This is a genomic window from Rhodococcus sp. GB-02 (genome assembly GCF_053470465.1).
Genome location: NZ_JBPUKE010000002.1, coordinates 1188563 through 1207367 on the forward strand (window position 1 = coordinate 1188563; position 18805 = coordinate 1207367).

An 18805-nucleotide genomic window follows, 5' to 3' on the forward strand; every position below is an offset into this window, starting at 1 on the left:
ATTACTTCTCCAAGTAGTACATGTAGTCGGCTACGTTCTCCGGGGTCACGATCTGGGTGGGGACGGGGATGTTCGCCGGAGCGCCGCGACCACAAGCCAGGTCGATTGCCGAATTCATTGCCTCGTGGCCGAATTCGAAGGTGTTCTGCTGGACCACGCCTTTAAGCCAACCGGCTTTGAGTCCGCCTACCGCCTGATCCGAAAGATCCCAACCGACTGCTTCGATGCGATCCTGCGCCTTCTGACTGTTGACCGCCGCGACGAGTCCGATCAAAGCCGGCTCACCGGTTGCGTAGACGTACTTCATGTCGCCGCCGCCGGTCAGCAGGTTCTCCGCTGCGGTCTGTGCGTTCTCCTGAATGTTACGTCCGTCCACGACGGTGCCGACGGTCATTCCGCGGCCGGTCACGGTCTCCGTGAAGCCCTTCTGCCGCTCCAACTGGACTGTGCTGTTGAGCGCGCCGACGATACCGACCGTTCCGGTGTTGTTCGCGACGTCGGCCAAGGTGTTTCCGATCTTGGCACCGCCCTCGGCATTGGCCGTACCGACCTGAGTCGACAGCGCCGGATCGTCGATGGTTGCGTCGACCGCGACGACGGGGATGCCCGCGTTCTTGGCCTTGACCACCGACGGCTTGATTCCGTCCGTGTCGATTGCATCGACGATGATCGCGTCGACTCCGGCGGCGATCAGATTGTCGAAGGCGTTGGCCTGCGCCACGGAATCGTCGTTGCCACTGATGATCTGCAGGTCGACGCCTGCCTTGTCCGCGACGTTCTTGGCCGCATTGTTGATCTGGTTGAAGTACAGCGCCTGAAGGTTGATCGTCACCAGACCGACCTTGAGCTTGCCGTTCGTCCCGTCACAGCCCTCGGCAACCCGGGTCGGCTGCGGGACGGACGAGCCACCCGATGCGTCTTTCGAGTCACTCGACGAGGCCGAGTCACAAGCGGTGAGCGTGAGCGCGACTGCAGCTCCCAGCGCCAGAGGCAAAGCACGTTTCATCATCGAGTCTCCAAAAGGGTGTGAGGGGTCAATGTTGCTGTGAAGCTATCCAATTCATCTCGGGTGGGGCATCCGCGGGGTCCGGCGGTGGCGCACGCCAAGGCAGCCGAGGCTCCCGCGAGTCGTGCGGCGTCCACCGGTGAGCGCCCGGCGTCGATGAAGGCTATGTACGTACCGCCGAAGCAATCACCGGCTCCGACTGCATCGACGACGTCGACCACTACTGCCGGTTCGCTCGTCACCTCGCCGTCCGGTGTAGCCAGTGTCCAACCTCGCGAGCCGTCGGTCACCAGCAGGTGGGTGTTGTGCTCGGCGGCCAGTGTCTGCCACTGATCGAAGGCGATTCCGAACTCGCCTTCCCACAGGGCACGCCCTACGACGACGTGGTCGGCGAGCGCGAACGCGCGCAGTGCCGCGGCCTTGTTTTCACAACCGTCCAGATCGATTACCAGACTTACGCTTCCCGGCAGTACGTCAGGCAGAAACTCTGCCCGGTATCCGTCGAGGAACAGTCGCCCACCACCGGCAGCGGCCAATCGTGTGATGACAACTCCGATGCGTTCGGCATCGTTCGGGTCGTCCTGACTGATGATGGAGCGATCGCCGTCCTGCGCGATGAGTACAACTGCCGTCGACAGGAACGCATCTCGCGGCGCCCAGCTGGTGTCGACGCCGTCAGCCTCGAGAGTGTCAAGAAACTCGGTGGACCGCGCGTCCGGGCCCACGGCACCGGCAAAGATCACCTGCGCGCCCATTCTGGCCGCGGATACCGCAGCATTTGCATTCATTCCGCCGTCGATCTGACTGATGGCCGTTGCCTGCACGCGCTCTCCGAGCACCGGTACATGGGGGACATGTACCGTCACATCGTTGTTGGCGTATCCACAAAAGACAATCATGGTTACTTTCCTGCAGCCCGGGACAGTTCGCGAACCTTCTCGCCTGCGACCCGCCCCCACCAGCGTCCGTTGTCCTTCACCGAAGATGCAACTATGGCGCCGTCGCATTCCTTCATCAGCGCTGCGACGTTGGCAGCCGTGATGCCGGATCCGATGATCACCGGAAGAACGGTGTTGTCGCGGATCACGGAAACCTCGTCGACCGAAGCGGCGTCGCCGGTGCGCGAACCTGTCGCGATCAGGACGTCTGCATCGAAGAACTCGGCGTCTTCGGTCTGTTCCGCGACGGTCCGGTCCGCGACGATGGCATGCGCACCGTGCTTGACGTGCACGTCAGCGAAGATCCGGACCGGATCGGCGCCGATGCGATGACGGAAGCGCGTCGTCTTGGCGGCCTGACCCTCGATGAAACCCTCGTTGGCAATGTAGGCATTGGCCCACTGATTGACGCGCACAAAACTCGCGCCCGCCGCCCACGCTGCGGCCACTCCGCACTCGCCGGCGTTGGACAGGATGCTGACGCCGACGGCCTTGCCGAACTCGCCGACCACCGCTGCCGTGATGACTCCCATGCTGGCGGCGGTTTCGTACCCGTGTTCGCCGGGCTTGAGGAACGGTATGTCCCAGTGATTTTCGACGATCACGCCGTCGAAACCGTTGTCGACATACGCGTGTGCTTCCTCGACAGCGAAGCGAGCAATCTCCGAAACCGGCTGCCCGGTGTAGTGCGGGCTGCCCGGCAGGGCCGGGAGGTGAATGGCCCCGATGAGAGATGGCGTGCCGGTGAACATCTCTGCCAGCGCCGAGGGCTTGGGCGGAAAGACTCCGAGCGGTGATGCGGTCACTTCAGCTACCCCATTCCATGCGCAAGATTTGCGCTGTATGTCCATGCACAAGATCTGCACACGATGTAATCGATTGCCTTGATGAATTAGCAGGTTATGTGATCAACACCGGGTTGTGTCAAGGATTTTACAATTCGAATTTGTAAACGATTGCCTCAATCGCGTTACATGCGGGACACTGGACCGTGCGGTTCGATAACCTCGGACCCGAATCGAGCAGAAAACGGGGGACGCATGCGCAAGGCGACCATTCGCGATGTCGCGGAACTGGCCGGGGTGTCGACTGCCACCGTGTCGCGGGCGCTGTCCGGCTCCCGCCCTGTCTCGGACGAGCTTGCAGCGACGATCAAACGAGCCGCGGATTCTCTCGGATATTCGGGAAACATCATCGCCAGCTCACTGCGTCGTAATCGGACGGACACTGTCGGAATGGTGGTTCCGAGTATTGCGAACCCCTTCTTCACTTCGCTGGTGGTCAACGTCGAACACGTCCTCGCTCAGCGCGGACTACAGCTGTTCCTGTGCGATTCTCGTTCCGACCCCGACGTAGAAGCGCAGCGGCTCAAGTCGCTCGTCTCCCGGCAAGTGGACGGAATCATCATCAGCCCGTGCCACGGCGAATTGAGTGCCGAAGCTGTCCGAGCCAGCGCGGCAACGCTTCCGGTCGTTCAACTGGACCGGTTCGCCATGGATACCCAGACGGACTGGGTCGGTGTCGACGACGACGCCGCGCAATCCCTGGTGATGGAACATCTGTCCGAGCGCGGCGCACGATCAGCCGCCTTCATCAGTTCCGAGCTGACCAATTCGTCAACAGAACTTCGCCGGGCCGGCTTCTTCCGCCACGCGGATCGAATGGGCATCGAAACTCGTGACGAGTGGACACAACTCGGCGAGTACTCGATCGAGTGGGGCCGCACGGCGTCCACCACCATCCTGACCGGCAAGACCCGTCCCGACGCTCTGGTCTGCGCCGACGACCTGATCGCGCTCGGTGTGCTGCAGACCTGCCACGCATTGGGCATCGACGTCCCCGGCGACGTTCTAGTCACCGGTTTCGACAACATCCCCTTCTCCGAACTGTGCAATCCGCCGTTGACCACCGTAGGACAGCCGCAGGAAAGAATCGCAGAAGAAGCTGTGCGCCTTCTGGATCAGGCGATGAACAACACTTCCGAGTCGACAGCCCACATTGCGCTTGCTCCTGAACTGATTGTCCGTCAGTCCACCGTCGGCCAAGTCGCGGCAACGGCACCGTAGGCAGCGATCGCATCGTCCAGTTCCGAGACCTTGACGCTTTCGTTGGCCGCATGCATCAGCGAGGGAGTGCCAGGCCCCCAGATAACGACGGGAGCTCCGGGGGCGGCCGCGGCCAGCACCGAAGCGTCGGTGAAGTACGAAACCGGTTCGGTCGCAACAGGGATCGGCAAGGTATCCAACCACGGATCCGACGCGTCGGTACGCACACCTCCCAGGTGAATCGACGTCTCCACCGAGTCGACTTCCGGTTGGGCGCGCCACCATGCGAGCAGGTCTGCGCCGTCTCCCACTGTGCGGTGATCGATCACCGCTCGTGCACTGTCCGGCACGATGTTCGGAGCCGAACCGCCGCCGACCAAACCGAGGTTCCAGGTTTCGGCGCCCAGAAACGCGTCGGACGACAGCGGAAGCTCACGCCGAGCTCGATCGACGACGTCAAGCAGTTTGAGGACAGCGTTTGTTCCTCGCTGCGGCGTACTCCCGTGCGCGGCTTTTCCTTTGACGGACACTTCGAGCCACAGTGCGCCGCGGTGCCCCAGGTTGATGCGATTACCGGTCGCCTCGGGAACGATGACGGCCCCGACCTCGAGATTCGCTACGGCGTCGGCCGAACGAACGGCCCCGAGCGATCCGATTTCCTCGTCGCTCGTCAGCAGTAGTGCGGCCGGGACTCCACGTTCGAAAGCGTCGACAACCGCGGCAGTAGCGGCAACAAGGCCGGCCTTCATATCCGATGTCCCTCTGCCGAGGAACAATTCGCCGTCGACCTGCGCGGCGTACGGGTCGAACTCCCAGTCGGAGACAGTGCCCACCGGCACCGTGTCCACGTGGCAGGCGAACAGGAGTCTGGCTGCCGAGGGTGCAGCTTCGTTGGTGATCAAGGCCCAGGGATGATTGCCGGTCAGGTCTGACTCGACCTTCGCCTGTGGCGCACGTGAGAGAACCAACGAGACAATCGAATCCATCGCCCGCCGTTGAGGAGCGGCCTCCCCCGAGACCGTGTCGAGCGCTACCAGTTCCGAGAGAAGTCCGAGGGAATCCATGTACCCCATTCTTGCACTGCCACGGATTCAGTGCGCTGCCAGCTGGGCGATGACGACGTAATTGTCGTCGGTCGACTCTCCCTCGACGACATCACAATTGGCGAGGATCAACCGCCCCGGAACCGATTCACGCAACTCGTGAGTGCCCAGCAGCGAACCTTTGTGCAGCGGCCCGACTGTTTCGACGTCGTACTCGAGTGTGCCGTTCGGTGTACCCAGGAGAATTCGATCGCCCGGCTCCACTACCCGGAGCGCCCGGAACGGTGCTTCGCGAGCGGTGTAGTTGTGGCCGACCACGACAACTGTTTGTGAGGTCGACGTTCCCGGCATTCCGCTCTCACCCCACCACACCGGCAGTTCGTCGACAGGATTCAGTTGCTGCCCACTCTCGCCGCCGCGCATCAGTTTCTCCGAGTGCAACGGACTGCTCAGGTACGTGACCCCGGACGCAGACCTCAACTCGATCCGCTCGGGTTCTGCCGGATCGACGGTCACCGAAGCCGGTGCAGCCGCGATGTGCGCCTGCACCGGCGAGCGGTCAGGTAGTGATCCCGCGTTCTCGCCCGAACATCCGGATACGAGGAGGGCGAGGATCGCTACCGCCGAGAGACCGAGGCTACGCAGACGTGTTGCCCGGGCCGTCATGACGCTTGCGACGAACAACCACCGTCGTAGCTGCTGCGGCTGCGGCGCCCACGACTCCGACGCCGATCAGCACAGCAGGCAGATTGGAACTGCTGCTACCGCTGGTGCGGCTTGCAGTGTCACCGAGAGCAAGATCGACCGGGGGCAGGCTTCCGGCAAGTGCCGGATCGCCGTCGGCGTCGGTGACGTAGTAGTCGACGACGTCGAAGGCGCCCTTGTTGTTGTAGTAGCCGACCAGCTTGACGCCGGTCTTGTTCACTACAGCGGTGGTCTCGTCTACCTTCGTGACTCCGGAACCGTCGTCAGTGTGCTCACCGATGATCACTTCACCGCCGACGCCTGTTCCATTGTCGATCTCCTTCTCGCCCTTTGCCTTGAGCTCGTCGACGATCTTCTGCGCTGCATCCGCTTCGGCCTTTGCGGCAGCCGCGGCAGCCTGAGCTTCCTTGGCCTTTGCTGCTGCTGCGTCGGCTGCGGCCTTCGCGTCTTCGGCCGCCAGGTAAAGATCCTGTGCCTTCTTGCTCGCCGCTTCGGCAGCTTCGGCCTTCTTGGCAGCCTCGGCAGCCTTTTCGTCGGCGATTGCTCGCTTGTCGGTGGCAGCCTCGCCCGCAGCATCAGCTTCGGCCTGGGCCGTCTCCGCGGCCTTCTGCGCAGCGTCGGCGTCCTTTCGTGCGGAAGCCGCAGTAGCTGCCGCTTCATCTGCGGCCTTACGGGCGGCAGTGGCAGCTTCGACCTCGGTTGCGGCCGCGGACTCGGCTGCCTTGGCCGTGGTTTCGGCGGCGGTGGCCACCTTCTGAGTCTCCCTCACAGTGACTGCAAGCTGCTTGGCATTCCACGCTGCTGCCAGCGCTTCGGCCTTCGCAGCGAACGCCTTCGCGAAATCCCAGTTCTTGAGAGCTTCCTCTGCTTCCTTGTTCTTGTCATCGACCAGTTTGGCGTTCGCATCCGCGGCAGCCTTCGCCTCATCGGCTTTGGCCTGCAGAGCATCAGCCTCGGCGCGCGCCTTTGCTGCCTCTTCGGTCTTGGGCCCAGAACCGGCGGCCTTCGCAGCTTCCTCGAGTTCAGCAGCCTTGGCTGCGGCGGCGTCTGCTTCTGCCTGAGCTGTTTTTGCTACCTCTTTCGCATCGGCCGCCGCGGACTCCGCAACCTTGGCTGCCTCTTCGGCTTCCTTGGCGGACTGTTCCGCGGCCCCTGCCTCCGCCTTGGCCTGCGTCGATTCGACCGCCGCCTTGGTTGCCTCGACGCTCGCCTGAGTCATTGCCTCGGTCGCCTTCACCGAAGTGTCTGTCGCTGCGGACGAGTCGACCCCTGCCGTCGCGGCTGCTTCGGCGGCCTTCGCTGCCGCGTCGGCTGCTGCTTTGGCTTTTGCTTCGGCTTCCGCCAGCGCTGCGGCGTCCGTACCTGCGGTTTCGACACTGCCCGCGCCCGCGACGCCGGCTTCAACCTTCTCTGGTGTGGTCTCGGTGCTCGTCGCCGCGTCGGCGTCGGTGGTGGCAGCTGCCTCTTCCTCGGCGCAGGTCACCAGCGGATCGGCACTCGGGGTACACACGGTTTCGGGCTCTGCCGATGCAATTCCTGTGCCGCCCACCGCCAATCCGAGAGCTAGAACGGCACCGGCGGCCGCAGAGCGGACCCTCCGAGAATGGGCGATGGACTTCTCCGACATAGCGCTCAACCTTTCGGCCTTCTTTACGAAGACGGCAATTCCGGCGTGGACAGCCTTTACTTCGTCGGCTGAGTTCCAGACGTTACGACCGGTCGGTCCGAAAAATTGAAAGCTTATGTTCGAGACGCAGGAATCAGGACCGCGGAACGCGCCCCATCAGGTAGAACTCCGGGTTGGGCAGCATGCCGGAGAAGCTCGCCATGCGATTGCTCAGCCCGAAGAATGCAGTGATCGCGGCGATGTCCCACGCGTCCTCGTCACCGAAGCCGTGCTCACGGAGAGCATCGAAGTCTGCGTCGGCGATTTCGTGTGAGGCAGAGTTCACCTTGGTGGCGAAGTCGAGCATCGCGCGCTGTCGATCGGAGATCTCTGCGGTGCGATAGTTGACCGCAACCTGGTCGGCAACCAGCGGCTTCTTCTCGTAGATACGCAAAATCGCGCCGTGCGCGACAACGCAGTACGTACATTTGTTGGCCGCAGAGATCGTAGTGACGATCATTTCTCGATCACCCTTGGTGAGCGCGGAATCTTCCTTGAGCATGATCGCGTCGTGGTACGCGAAGAATGCCCGGAACTCGGCTGGGCGCCGAGCGAACATCAGGAAGACGTTGGGCACGAACCCCGACTTCTCCTGGATCTCGAGAATCTTGGCGGCGATGTCCTCGGGCACCTCGGTCAATTCAGCCTGCGGAAAACGGGTGCTCACTGTGCCTCCTGGTCAACGATCGATGTTCGATTCAAGATAATGATGATTAACTGAGTTGTCCAGATGCATTTCCTGCCCTACTTTTTCGGGCACGGATAGTCGGGTACGGCCCAAGTGATCTGCGTAGCGTGAAACCCGTGAACAGGAAGACACGATGATCGACGGACTGAACCGCGCGCTCGACTACATCGAAAGCAATCTGAGCTGCGAGATCGACACAGCCGAGATGGCAAGGCTGGCAACCACCTCGGAATATCATTTTCGGAGGATGTTCTCGGCCCTGGCCGGCATTCCCGTATCCGAATACATCCGTCGACGTCGACTCACCCTGGCCGGTGCCGAGTTGTCCGTCAGCAGATCAGGAGTGTTGGAGACCGCCGTGAAGTACGGCTACTCGTCCGCGGAAGCCTTCACACGAGCGTTCACCGCATTTCACGGCGTGAGCCCTGGCGCGGTCAAACGCGCTCCCGCCGTTCTCAAATCACAACAGAAACTTGTCATTCACGTGACACTGGAAGGAGCCACACCGATGGACTACATGCTTGTGGACAAACCTGCCCTGACGGTAGTCGGGTTCAAGACCCGGGTTCCACTGGTTCACGAAGGTCCCAATTCTGCGATCGAAGATTTCACCCGCTCCGTGGACAAGGTTGCGTTGCGAGGGTTGCGCGAGCTGTCCGATCAGGAACCGGCGGGAATCGTCAGTGTCGTCGACAATGTGGCGCATCCCAGAACCGAAGGCACAGAGCTGGATTACTACCTGGGAGTGGTCACCGGCAAACCTTCACCCACTGGTTTCGATGTACTGACGGTCGACGCACACTCGTGGGCCGTGTTCACCGCCGACGGGTCGGCAATCGAATCTGTGCAGTATTTGTGGCGAGATATCTACACGGAATGGTTCCCGGCCAACCCTTTTCGCTCCGTACCTGGTCCCGAGATCATGCGTACCGAATACAACGACGATTTCACCGTCGCACGGTTCGAGCTCTGGATTCCGGTCGAGAGCGAGCTGAACGACGTCGGGGCGTAAAACAGCCGCCAGGTCGGATGGAAGTCACGACCCGGCGGCTGAGCCATCAGATGAAACAGACTGTCAAAGAATCAGTTTCGCTCCGGTGGCAGCAACCACGTCCTCGACGCTGATACCCGGCGCCGTCTCCACCAGGCGGAGACCGTCGTCAGTCACGTCGATCACGGCCATGTCGGTGATGATTCGCTGGACGCAGCCCTTACCGGTCAGCGGAAGCGAGCACTCCTCGACGATCTTGTGCTCACCCTTCTTCGAGACGTGCTCCATCATCACGATGACGCGCTTTGCGCCGTGGACCAGATCCATCGCGCCGCCCATGCCTTTGACCATGTGGCCGGGGATCATCCAGTTCGCGAGGTCTCCGGTGGCACTGACCTGCATGGCACCGAGCACGGCAACGTCGACCTGGCCGCCGCGGATCATGCCGAACGACGCGGAGGAGTCGAAGAACGACGCACCGGGGAGAACGGTGATGGTCTCCTTGCCCGCATTGATCAGCTCGGGATCGAGTTCGTCCTCGGTGGGGTACGGCCCCACGCCCAGAACGCCGTTCTCCGAGTGCAATACAACGGTGATGTCGGTCGGGAGGTAGTTCGGAACCAGCGTCGGCATACCGATGCCGAGGTTCACGTACTGCCCGTCCTCGAGTTCGCGCGCGACGCGGGCCGCCATCTCTTCGCGGGTGAGTTTGGTGGGTAGTACAGAAGTCATGCTCGTACCGTCCGATTCTCGATGCCGACCGTCACGGGGCCGACGTGGACAACGCGCTGAACGTGAATGCCAGGCGTGTGGATCTCGGCGGGGTCGAGCTCACCCGGCTCGACGAGGTGCTCGACCTGCGCAATGGTGATGCGTCCCGACGTTGCTGCAGCCGGATTGAAGTTCTGGGTACTCGCGCGATAGACGAGGTTGCCGTGCCGGTCGCCCTTCCAGGCATGGACCAGTGCGTAGTCGGCAACGATGCCGCGCTCCATCACGTAGGTGACGCCGTCGAAGTCACGAGTTTCCTTGGGCGGACTGGCAACTGCGATGCCGCCGTTGCCGTCGTAACGCAGTGGCAGGCCGCCGTCGGCGACCTGGGTGCCGACGCCGGCCGGGGTGAAGAACGCGGGGATGCCCGCTCCCCCGGCGCGCATGCGCTCGGCGAGCGTGCCCTGCGGCGTGAGTTCGACTTCCAGCTCACCGGAAAGGTACTGACGCGCGAACTCCTTGTTGGAGCCGACGTACGAGCTGACAGTACGACGGATACGCCCCTTCTCCAGAAGCACTCCGAGCCCGAACCCGTCGGTGCCGCAGTTGTTGCTCACAGTTTCCAGTGATGTCGCGCCCTGCTCGAGGAGCGCATCGATGAGGATCTCCGGCACTCCGACGAGCCCGAAACCTCCGACAGCGATCGTGACGCCGTCCGGCACGTCGGCGACGGCCTCGGCAGCAGTGGGAATGACTTTGTCCATCATGTCGATCACAGTAGCGCGACGCGTACGTATTGTGAACCCCCGTCCGCATCACGAACATTTTCCACCCCCGGCATTGCCTGGGTCACATCTACGACCTATCCTGTTCGCAGAGCGCAACACATGTACACATTGCGAACAACTTCACGTAACCGAACGACGAGGTTCCCTATGCTGCATCTACCGCCGAGGTACCAGCGGCCGACTGGCGTCAACGCCCCGGCCGATTTCGCGGACTACAAGACGACTTCCCTTCGCCACCCGAAGCAACCGCTGAAGCTGCTCCCCCAGCGGCTCACGGAGCTCACCGGGCCGGTATTCGGCGAAGATCGCGTCGGCGCCGGCGAAAACGACCTGACCGTTGCCAACGGCGGCGAAGCACAGGGACAGCGCATAGTTGTCCACGGCCGCGTACTCGACGGCGACGGAAAACCGGTCCCCCACACACTGCTCGAGGTCTGGCAGGCCAACGCCGGTGGGCGCTACCGCCACACCGGCGACAACTGGCCCGCCCCGTTGGACCCGTTCTTCAACGGGCTCGGTCGCTGCGTCACCGACGCGAACGGCCACTACAGCTTCACCACGATCAAGCCGGGCGCCTACCCGTGGATGAACCACGACAACGCATGGCGACCGGCACACATCCATTTCTCGCTGTTCGGCACGGCCTTCACACAGCGCCTCGTGACGCAGATGTACTTCCCCGACGATCCGATGTTCTTCCAGGACCCGATCTACAACTCAGTGCCCGAAGAGGCCCGCCATCGCATGGTCAGCGTCTTCGACTACGACGCCACAGTCCCCAACTGGGCGCTCGGGTTCCGCTTCGACATCGTCCTGCGCGGCCGTAATGCCTCCGTATTCGAGAACGAGGAAGACCACGATGACTGAAAAGCTCACCCCGGCCACATCCCCCGTCGCTTCGCTCGCCCCGGCCACATCCCCCGTCGCTTCGCTCGCCCCGGCCACATCCCCCGTCGCTTCGCTCGCCCCGCGTTACCCCGTCGTCCCCGGCGACTTCACCACCGCCCCCTTCGGGATCACGCCCTCTCAGACCGTCGGACCGTACTGGCACATCGGCCTCCCCTGGACGGACGGCCCTGACGCTGCCCCGAGCGATACCCCCGGACGAATCACGCTGGCCATCACGGTGATCGACGGCGCCCGTACACCCGTCGCCGACGCGATGATCGAAACATGGCAGGCCGATACGCTCGGGCGCTTCAACCATCCGGACGATCCCCGCGGCGCAGTGGACCTCACTCCGGCGGGTTTTCGCGGATTCGCCCGCAGCGCAGCAGATTCCACCGGCACCGCACTGGTCTACACCGTCAAGCCCGGAGCGCAGCCCACTGAAACGGATGCGGACGAGGCCCCACACGTCAACGTGTCGGTCTTCGCTCGCGGCATGCTCGACCGCCTGGTCACCCGCTTGTACTTCCCCGAGGACACCGACGCACACGCAACAGATCCGGTGCTGTCCTCCCTGACCGAAACCGAACGCGCGAAGTTGGTTGCAACCAAGGTCGACGGTGGGTATTCCTGGACGGTCTATGTTCAGGACGAAGACTCGAACGGCGTCGAGACGCCCTTCTTCGAACTGTAAGAGGAGTACACATGCCCACTCGCGGCGCACTGTTCGACCCGGTGTTCGGGGCCACCCGAGTAGCGGAACACCTGTCCGACCAGGCGTGGGTCACCGCGCTGCTCGACGTGGAGGCCGCACTGAGCTGCGCGATGTCCACCGTCGGATTGGCGGACGGGGAACATTGCGCCACGGTGGCTGCTGCTGCGGCCGAACTCGCACAACCGGGTGGTCTGGACATCGTGGCGCTCGGCCGGGCGTCGGCAGCCGGTGGAAACCCTGTCATCCCGCTGGTGAAGATGCTTCGCGAAAGGGTGGGACAGGAAGGTGTGCCTGCCTCCGTGGTGCACCCGGGCGCCACCAGTCAGGACATCATGGACTGTGCGCTGATGCTGTTGACGCGACGCGCGGGCGCGGTGGTTCTGGCCGACCTGACCCGCGCCGCCGATTCCGCCGCCCACCTCGCCCGCATCCATCGCTCTACTCCGATGGTCGCGAGAACCCTGGGACAACAAGCACTTCCGACCACCTTCGGGCTACTGGCATCGAGTTGGTTCACGGCACTCGACGCCGCCGCGATCCGCCTCGAGATCGTGCTGTCCACGTTGCCGGTTCAGTTCGGCGGCGCCGCAGGCACACTCGCTGCGCTATATCCCGACGGGCTCAGGATCGCAGATGCACTGGCCGACGAACTCGGCCTGTCCAGGCAGGTCACTCCCTGGCACACAGACCGCGTGACCATCGCAGAACTCGCGACCACGCTCGGTATCGTCGCCGGCGCTGTTTCCAAGCCCGCCACCGACATCACCGTCATGGCGTCCACCGAGCTGTCCGAGGTTGCCGAGAGCGCTCCGGGCGGCTCATCAGCCATGCCACACAAGCAGAATCCGGTTGCCGCGATCACCGCCCGCGCGGCAGCGCGACGTGCTCCCGCACTGGTGGCCACAGCCCTGTCGAACATGGATCACGAATTCGCTCGCGCCGCAGGTCCCTGGCACGCCGAGTGGGAAACCGTCACCGATCTCCTGCGTCTGGCAGGCGGAGCAGCGCACCAGCTTTCCGTGAGCCTCACCGGCCTGCAAGTACACACCGAGTCGATGGCTCGTAATCTCGACATCACCGGTGGCCTGATTCTCGCCGAGCGTGTCACCAAGGCCCTGTCCGCACACACTGATCGAGCGCGCGACATCGTCACCGCGGCAGCCACTTCCGGAACCAGGTTGGATCGTGATCCCGCCATCGCCGAGCACCTGAGCGAAGCGGAGATCGCCGAACTACTCGACACCGCACACTATCTGGGCCACGCCACCGATCTGGTCGACCGCGCCCTCGCCGAACGCCCCACAGGAGGATCTCGATGAGCGTCGCGCTCAACTTTCAACAAACCGGCAATCCAGATGCTCCCGCAGTGGTTCTCCTGGGTTCACTCGGATCCGATCTGTCCATGTGGCAGCCGCAGATTCACGCGCTGTCGAATCGCTACCGCGTCATCGCCGTCGACCATCGCGGCCACGGCAAGTCACCGGTGCCTGCGGGCCCCTACTCCATTGCCGATCTCGCCGGCGATGTCATCTCTCTCCTCGATTCGCTCGAACTAGAGTCCGTCCATCTGGTCGGGCTCTCCCTCGGCGGCGCTGTCAGCCAGTGGATCGCCGCGCATCACCCCACTCGCGTCGAGACGTTGACCTTGATGTGCACGTCCTCGCAGTTCGCCCCGGCTCAGCCGTGGATCGATCGCGCCAAGGGTGTCCGTGCGGACGGTGTCGCATCCATCGCGGCCGCCGTGGTCGGACGCTGGTTCACGCCGGGACTGGCCGACAACGATCCGGAACTAGTTGCCCGCCACGTCGCGATGGTCGAAGCCACACCCGACGAGGGCTATGCCGCCTGCTGCGAGGCACTTTCGGGGTGGGATGGCCGCGCCGACCTGGCCCGTATCGTCGCTCCGACGCTCCTCATCGCTGGCGAGCATGATCCGGCGACGCCTCCGGCGACGTTGAGCGCGATCGCCGACGGTATCGCCGACGCGGTACTGCACGTCGTTGATCCCGGTGCACACCTCGCCAACGTCGAGCAGGCCGGGCGCGTCACCAAACTACTTGCAACGCATATTGCCTCGCACACATCTGCGCTCGCCCAACGTAGCGCCGCGGTGTCGGCAGGCATGACCGTACGACGTCAGGTGCTCGGTGACGCCCACGTCGACCGTTCCATCGCCGGTGCCACCGAGTTCACGGCCCCGTTCCAGGATTTCATCACTCGCACGGCGTGGGGCGACATCTGGTCACGCCCCGGCCTCGATCACCACACTCGCCGGCTCCTCACTCTCGCGATCCTCACCGCCGTCGGCAACGAACACGAACTCGACATGCATATTCGCGCTGCACTGCGTGCCGGGATCGATCCCGACGAACTCGTGGAAGTATTTCTCCATACCGCGGTCTATGCGGGTGTGCCGAACAGCAACTTGGCTTTTGCGCTGGGAAAGCAAGCACTCGCGGACCTCTCGGCCGAACCTGAGGAGAACGAGACAACATGAGCGAGAACAGCAGCGAGCAGTCGCCCGGACCGTCCCCGGACTACGTGCAGTCGCTGGCCCGTGGGCTTTCCGTCATCAAGGCCTTCGACGGTGAGCACCCGCGTCGCACCCTCAGCGAGGTTGCCAGGCACACCGATCTCACGCGTGCGACCGCTCGCCGCTTCCTGCTCACACTCGTCGAACTCGAATACGTACGTACTGACGGTTCGGTGTTCTGGTTGACGCCGCGTGTCCTCGAACTCGGCTACAGCTACCTCTCCAGTCTGTCCCTTCCCGAGATCGCCGGGCCGCATCTGGAAGCCTTGTCCGCCAAGGTCCGTGAATCGACGTCCGTGTCAATCCTCGACGGTGACGACGTCGTGTACGTGGCTCGTGTTCCGGTCAGCCGCATCATGACGGTGTCCATCACCATCGGCACGCGCTTTCCCGCGTACGCCACTTCCATGGGTAGGGTTCTGCTCGCCGGCTTGCCGGACGACGCACTGGACGCCTACCTCGCCCGAGTGTCCTTCGCCCGCCTGACCGGCAAGACCATCTCCACCGCCGACGGACTGCGCGCCGAACTCGAGAAGATTCGCGCCGACGGGTTCGCGATAGTCGACCAGGAACTCGAAGAGGGTCTGCGCTCGCTCGCCGCACCCATCCGGGACGCAACCGGTGACGTGGTCGCGGCCGTCAACATCTCCACCCAAGCCGCCCGCTACAGCGCCGAAGCTGTTCGCGGTGAACTGGTTCCGGCCGCAGTCGCCACCGCGGACGCCATCTCCGTCGATCTCGGACGCACTCAGTCGTCCAACAATCACTCGGCTGCTACTCGCTGACCGAGCAGACCCAAGGAAGAACCAATGCCTGACGTTGTCATCTGTGAACCGCTCCGTACCCCTGTCGGCCGCTTCGGCGGCGTATTCCGTGACGTCGCACCGGAGGATCTCGCCTCGACGCTGATCACCGAACTCGTCACGCGTACCGGCATTTCCGGCGCGGAGATCGATGACGTTATTCTCGGCCAGGCTTCGCCGAACGGTGAGGCTCCGGCGATCGGACGCATCGCGGCGCTGAACGCGGGTCTGGGTGTCGACGTTCCCGGCATGCAGGTGGATCGCCGGTGCGGGTCGGGATTGCAGGCAATCATCCAGGCCGTCATGCAGGTTCAGTCCGGTGGCAGTGACCTGGTCCTCGCGGGTGGTGCCGAGTCGATGAGCCAGGCCGAGTTCTACGCAACCGGAATGCGTTGGGGCGTCAAGGGTGAAGGTGTTGCGCTCAGCGATCGTCTCGCTCGTGCCCGCGTCACAGCCGGTGGACGCGACTTCCCGGTTCCCGGCGGAATGATCGAAACGGCGGAGAACCTGCGCGCCGAGTTCTCCATCAGCCGAGAGGATCAGGACGCACTCGCGGTGCAGTCACATCAGCGTGCAGTCGCCGCCCAGAAGAACGGCGTCTTCGCCGAGGAAATCGTTCCGGTATCCGTTCCGCAGCGCAAGGGTGAGGCCCTGATCGTCGACACCGACGAGCATCCGCGGGCCGACACCTCGATGGAATCGCTTGCACGCCTTCGTCCCATGCGCGCAAAGATCGACCCCGACTCCACCGTGACGGCAGGTAATGCCAGCGGTCAGAACGACGGCGCAGCGCTGGCGATCGTCACTACTTCCTACAAAGCTCGTGCCCTCGGACTGCGCCCCCTCGCACGCCTGGCAAGTTGGAGTGTCGCGGGCGTTCCTCCCCGCACCATGGGCATCGGTCCCGTCCCGGCGTCGGAGAAGGCACTCGGCCGCCTCGGATTGACCCTGGCGGACATGGATGTCATCGAACTCAACGAAGCCTTTGCGGCACAAGCCCTTGCAGTCCTGCAGAGTTGGAAGCTCGAGGCCGACGACCCACGCATCAACCCCAACGGCTCCGGCATCTCCCTCGGCCATCCGGTCGGTGCCACGGGTGGACGAATCCTGGCCACCCTGTTGCGCGAGATGGACCGTCGCGAAGCGCGTTACGGCCTCGAGACGATGTGCATCGGTGGCGGGCAGGGCTTGGCTGCGGTCTTCGAGCGCCTGTCCTGATCAAGCTCCGACGTGCGCGACGCCGGGGTCACCGAGTTCGCCGCGTAGACCGTCGAGAAAGACACGCAACAGTTCGGTCAGTTCGGCCTGCTGCTGCTCGGTGAGAATCGACGTGAGTTCGGCTTCACGGCCGAGGACTCGGTCCACCAGTTGCTCCACCAGCTCGTGACCGGCGGCAGTGAGTGTCACGAGAACGATTCGTGAGCCTTCGGTTGCAGACCTCTTCACCAGACCTGCGTTCTCCGCGCGCGCGAGTCGCTGCGAGATCGCCCCGGCCGTGACTCCGGTCTGCTCGGTGATCTGGCGAGTCGTCAACTGATACGGCTCGCCGGATCGCCGCAGGACACTGAGTAGGTCCAGAGTCGCGGTGTCCGCACCGGCCGAGGCGAGTACCCGTCGGCGATCCTCACCGAGCAGCTTGGCGCACATCCACAGCCTGGTCACGATGCCGATACCCTCTACGGGCGTGCCCGGCCTTTCGCGAAGCCACGCCAAGGCAACCGCGTCCACCGCGTCGTCCGGGTTGTAGTCGCCCACCACTGCACACCTCATTTAGCTCTAAATGATACGTTCTTCGTATAGGTCTAAACGTAGCTCACGGAGGTAGGCATGACACGCACAGTTCTGGTAAGCGGCGGCGGAACAGGGATCGGGCGCGCAGTTGCAGCAGCGTTCGCCCGAGACGGAGACACAGTTTTTGTCACCGGCCGACGCACGGAACCACTCGAAAAGACCGCGGAGGAGTTGGGTTCCGATGTTCACGCCTTGACGTGTGACAACTCCGACCCGAAAGACCTGAAACGGCTGCAGGATTCGCTTCCGGGAACCATCGACGCCGTCGTGCACTGCGCCGGTGGCAACACGGACTTCGATCGCGAGGCACCGTCAGATCTGGAATCCCTGGCCGCCGGGTGGCGTGCCAATCTGGACTCCAACCTCATCTCCGCGGTGTTGACCACAGCAGCAGTTCGAGATCGAATCCCCAGTGGCGGTGCCGTCATCACCATCGGATCGATCGCCGCCGACAAGGGCGCGGGAGCGTACGGCGCTGCCAAAGCCGCAGTTGCGACGTGGAATATCGATCTGGCCGCCGAACTGGGCCCCGAAGGCATCACGGCGAACGTCGTCTCCCCCGGCTACATCGCTGACACCGAGTTCTTCCGAGACTTTCTGACGGACGAGCGTCGCGCGATGCTGATCGAGTCCACCAGCACCAAGCGCGCCGGAACACCGGACGACATCGCGTCGGCCGTCCACTTCTTGGCCTCACCTGGCGCCCGGCAGATCACCGGCCAGGTACTGGCAGTCAACGGCGGTGAGAGAACCAGTCGCTGATCATGCCAGGTGGCGCTCGAAGAACGAGTCGATTCGCTTCCAGGCATCCTGCGCTGCAACAGGATCGGGACCGATTCCGACGATGCGCTCCAACGGACGAAGCACCTTGGGTCCGGCCTCCGCGTCGTTGAGGAACGCGTGGCCGGCGGTGGGGTACTCCTTGACGTCGTTCTCGATACCGGCATTGTTGAGCGCCGTCTCCAGTTTCGCTGCTGCGCCCCGGAGCGAAAAGTCCTTGCCTCCGAAACTCCCGACGATCGGGCACGCATCCACCACGGCCTCATCGAGTTTGCGTGGAAGCTGACCGTAGTTGACCGATGCAGCATCGAAATCTCCGGCGCTGACCATCGCGAAGCCGCCGCCCATACAAAATCCGATGACACCGATCTTTCCCGTGCAGTCCGGAGATTCCACCAACCAACTGCGAGCGACTTCGATGTCGGTGAACGCCTTGCCGTGGCCTCGAAGCATCGACGTCATGGTGGGCACGAGGCACCGCTTCGCCCCGCCCGCGCTGTAGAGGTCGACGGCGAGCGTCAAGAACCCCGCAGCGGCCAGCCGCTTGGCTTGACGCTGCATTACCTCTTCGAGCCCGAAGGCCTCGTGAATCATCACTACCCCCGGCCACGGGGCGGGGGTAGTGGGTGTTTCAAGTATGGCTCGTAGCGGTTGTGATCCGCCGACTACTGCGGCGCGGCCCGTCAGATCTATGTCCACCATGTCTCGATGCTA

The 18805-nt window shown here is 63.4% G+C and carries 20 protein-coding genes; 9 read left to right on the forward strand and 11 right to left on the reverse strand.

Going from position 1 to position 18805, the window contains the following annotated elements; translation table 11 throughout:
• Window position 1 precedes the first annotated feature (1 nt).
• Genes ACSW29_RS18840 through ACSW29_RS18850 form a run of 3 tightly spaced genes read right to left on the reverse strand, consistent with a single transcriptional unit; the run spans window position 2 to window position 2750 of the window.
• The gene (locus ACSW29_RS18840; protein ID WP_317825856.1) at window positions 2-1009 is read right to left on the reverse strand and encodes a substrate-binding domain-containing protein; all 1008 of its coding nucleotides are present in this window, start codon (window positions 1007-1009) and stop codon (window positions 2-4) included.
• Complete coding sequence (locus ACSW29_RS18845; protein ID WP_448277993.1) at window positions 1006-1905, reverse strand: carbohydrate kinase family protein; 900 nt, start codon at window positions 1903-1905, stop codon at window positions 1006-1008. The genes ACSW29_RS18840 and ACSW29_RS18845 overlap by 4 nt, the downstream gene beginning before the upstream one ends.
• A 2-nt stretch (window positions 1906-1907) precedes the next feature.
• Window positions 1908-2750: a BtpA/SgcQ family protein gene (locus ACSW29_RS18850; RefSeq protein ID WP_003940276.1), complete on the reverse strand. Its 843-nt coding sequence runs from the start codon at window positions 2748-2750 to the stop codon at window positions 1908-1910.
• 234 nt (window positions 2751-2984) lie between these two features.
• Between ACSW29_RS18850 and ACSW29_RS18855 the strand changes: the two genes are divergently transcribed.
• A complete protein-coding gene (locus ACSW29_RS18855) occupies window positions 2985-4010 on the forward strand; it encodes a LacI family DNA-binding transcriptional regulator (RefSeq protein ID WP_317825858.1) in 1026 nt (341 codons plus the stop codon).
• Here the strand turns inward: ACSW29_RS18855 and ACSW29_RS18860 are convergent.
• The 4 genes from ACSW29_RS18860 to ACSW29_RS18875 all read right to left on the reverse strand — a co-directional run bounded on the left by ACSW29_RS18860 (window position 3971) and on the right by ACSW29_RS18875 (window position 8070).
• Entirely contained in the window at window positions 3971-5053 is a 1083-nt protein-coding gene (locus ACSW29_RS18860; RefSeq protein ID WP_448277994.1) for a M20/M25/M40 family metallo-hydrolase, read from the reverse strand. The two genes, ACSW29_RS18855 and ACSW29_RS18860, sit on opposite strands and share 40 nt — an antisense overlap.
• A gap of 27 nt (window positions 5054-5080) precedes the next feature.
• On the reverse strand, window positions 5081-5698 hold the full coding sequence (locus ACSW29_RS18865; RefSeq protein ID WP_448277995.1) for a class F sortase: 618 nt from the start codon (window positions 5696-5698) through the stop codon (window positions 5081-5083).
• Complete coding sequence (locus tag ACSW29_RS18870; protein ID WP_448277996.1) at window positions 5670-7364, reverse strand: hypothetical protein; 1695 nt, start codon at window positions 7362-7364, stop codon at window positions 5670-5672. The genes ACSW29_RS18865 and ACSW29_RS18870 overlap by 29 nt, the downstream gene beginning before the upstream one ends.
• Window positions 7365-7497: 133 nt before the next feature.
• Window positions 7498-8070, reverse strand: a complete 573-nt coding sequence (locus ACSW29_RS18875) for a peroxidase-related enzyme (protein ID WP_070795619.1) — start codon at window positions 8068-8070, stop codon at window positions 7498-7500.
• Between the two features lie 154 nt (window positions 8071-8224).
• Between ACSW29_RS18875 and ACSW29_RS18880 the strand changes: the two genes are divergently transcribed.
• Window positions 8225-9103: an AraC family transcriptional regulator gene (locus ACSW29_RS18880; protein WP_230815144.1), complete on the forward strand. Its 879-nt coding sequence runs from the start codon at window positions 8225-8227 to the stop codon at window positions 9101-9103.
• A gap of 63 nt (window positions 9104-9166) precedes the next feature.
• Here ACSW29_RS18880 and ACSW29_RS18885 read toward each other — a convergent pair whose 3' ends face one another.
• Both ACSW29_RS18885 and ACSW29_RS18890 read right to left on the reverse strand, forming a co-directional pair.
• On the reverse strand, window positions 9167-9814 hold the full coding sequence (locus ACSW29_RS18885) for a CoA transferase subunit B (RefSeq protein WP_007730017.1): 648 nt from the start codon (window positions 9812-9814) through the stop codon (window positions 9167-9169).
• Window positions 9811-10557, reverse strand: a complete 747-nt coding sequence (locus ACSW29_RS18890) for a CoA transferase subunit A (protein WP_007730016.1) — start codon at window positions 10555-10557, stop codon at window positions 9811-9813. The genes ACSW29_RS18885 and ACSW29_RS18890 overlap by 4 nt, the downstream gene beginning before the upstream one ends.
• 171 nt (window positions 10558-10728) lie before the next feature.
• Between ACSW29_RS18890 and pcaH the strand changes: the two genes are divergently transcribed.
• From pcaH to ACSW29_RS18920, 6 genes are read left to right on the forward strand one after another with little or no spacing between them, the layout of a single operon-like run.
• On the forward strand, window positions 10729-11448 hold the full coding sequence (pcaH, locus tag ACSW29_RS18895; protein ID WP_317825863.1) for a protocatechuate 3,4-dioxygenase subunit beta: 720 nt from the start codon (window positions 10729-10731) through the stop codon (window positions 11446-11448).
• Window positions 11441-12163, forward strand: coding sequence for a protocatechuate 3,4-dioxygenase subunit alpha (gene pcaG / locus ACSW29_RS18900; RefSeq protein ID WP_448277997.1), 723 nt, complete (start codon window positions 11441-11443; stop codon window positions 12161-12163). The genes pcaH and pcaG overlap by 8 nt, the downstream gene beginning before the upstream one ends.
• Before the next feature lie 11 nt (window positions 12164-12174).
• Window positions 12175-13503, forward strand: coding sequence for a 3-carboxy-cis,cis-muconate cycloisomerase (pcaB, locus tag ACSW29_RS18905; protein ID WP_448277998.1), 1329 nt, complete (start codon window positions 12175-12177; stop codon window positions 13501-13503).
• A complete protein-coding gene (pcaDC, locus tag ACSW29_RS18910) occupies window positions 13500-14681 on the forward strand; it encodes a bifunctional 3-oxoadipate enol-lactonase/4-carboxymuconolactone decarboxylase PcaDC (protein ID WP_448277999.1) in 1182 nt (393 codons plus the stop codon). The genes pcaB and pcaDC overlap by 4 nt, the downstream gene beginning before the upstream one ends.
• The gene (locus tag ACSW29_RS18915; protein WP_095972084.1) at window positions 14678-15502 is read left to right on the forward strand and encodes an IclR family transcriptional regulator domain-containing protein; all 825 of its coding nucleotides are present in this window, start codon (window positions 14678-14680) and stop codon (window positions 15500-15502) included. The genes pcaDC and ACSW29_RS18915 overlap by 4 nt, the downstream gene beginning before the upstream one ends.
• A 24-nt stretch (window positions 15503-15526) precedes the next feature.
• Window positions 15527-16738: an acetyl-CoA C-acetyltransferase gene (locus ACSW29_RS18920; protein ID WP_448278000.1), complete on the forward strand. Its 1212-nt coding sequence runs from the start codon at window positions 15527-15529 to the stop codon at window positions 16736-16738.
• On the opposite strand, the gene ACSW29_RS18925 is transcribed toward ACSW29_RS18920, so the two are convergent.
• On the reverse strand, window positions 16739-17275 hold the full coding sequence (locus tag ACSW29_RS18925) for a MarR family winged helix-turn-helix transcriptional regulator (RefSeq protein WP_230815137.1): 537 nt from the start codon (window positions 17273-17275) through the stop codon (window positions 16739-16741).
• 72 nt (window positions 17276-17347) lie between these two features.
• Here ACSW29_RS18925 and ACSW29_RS18930 point away from each other — a divergent pair, with 72 nt between their 5' ends.
• Window positions 17348-18073, forward strand: coding sequence for an SDR family NAD(P)-dependent oxidoreductase (locus ACSW29_RS18930; RefSeq protein ID WP_317825869.1), 726 nt, complete (start codon window positions 17348-17350; stop codon window positions 18071-18073).
• Here the strand turns inward: ACSW29_RS18930 and ACSW29_RS18935 are convergent, their stop codons facing one another.
• Complete coding sequence (locus ACSW29_RS18935) at window positions 18074-18793, reverse strand: dienelactone hydrolase family protein (RefSeq protein ID WP_317825870.1); 720 nt, start codon at window positions 18791-18793, stop codon at window positions 18074-18076.
• Window positions 18794-18805: the final 12 nt, after the last annotated feature.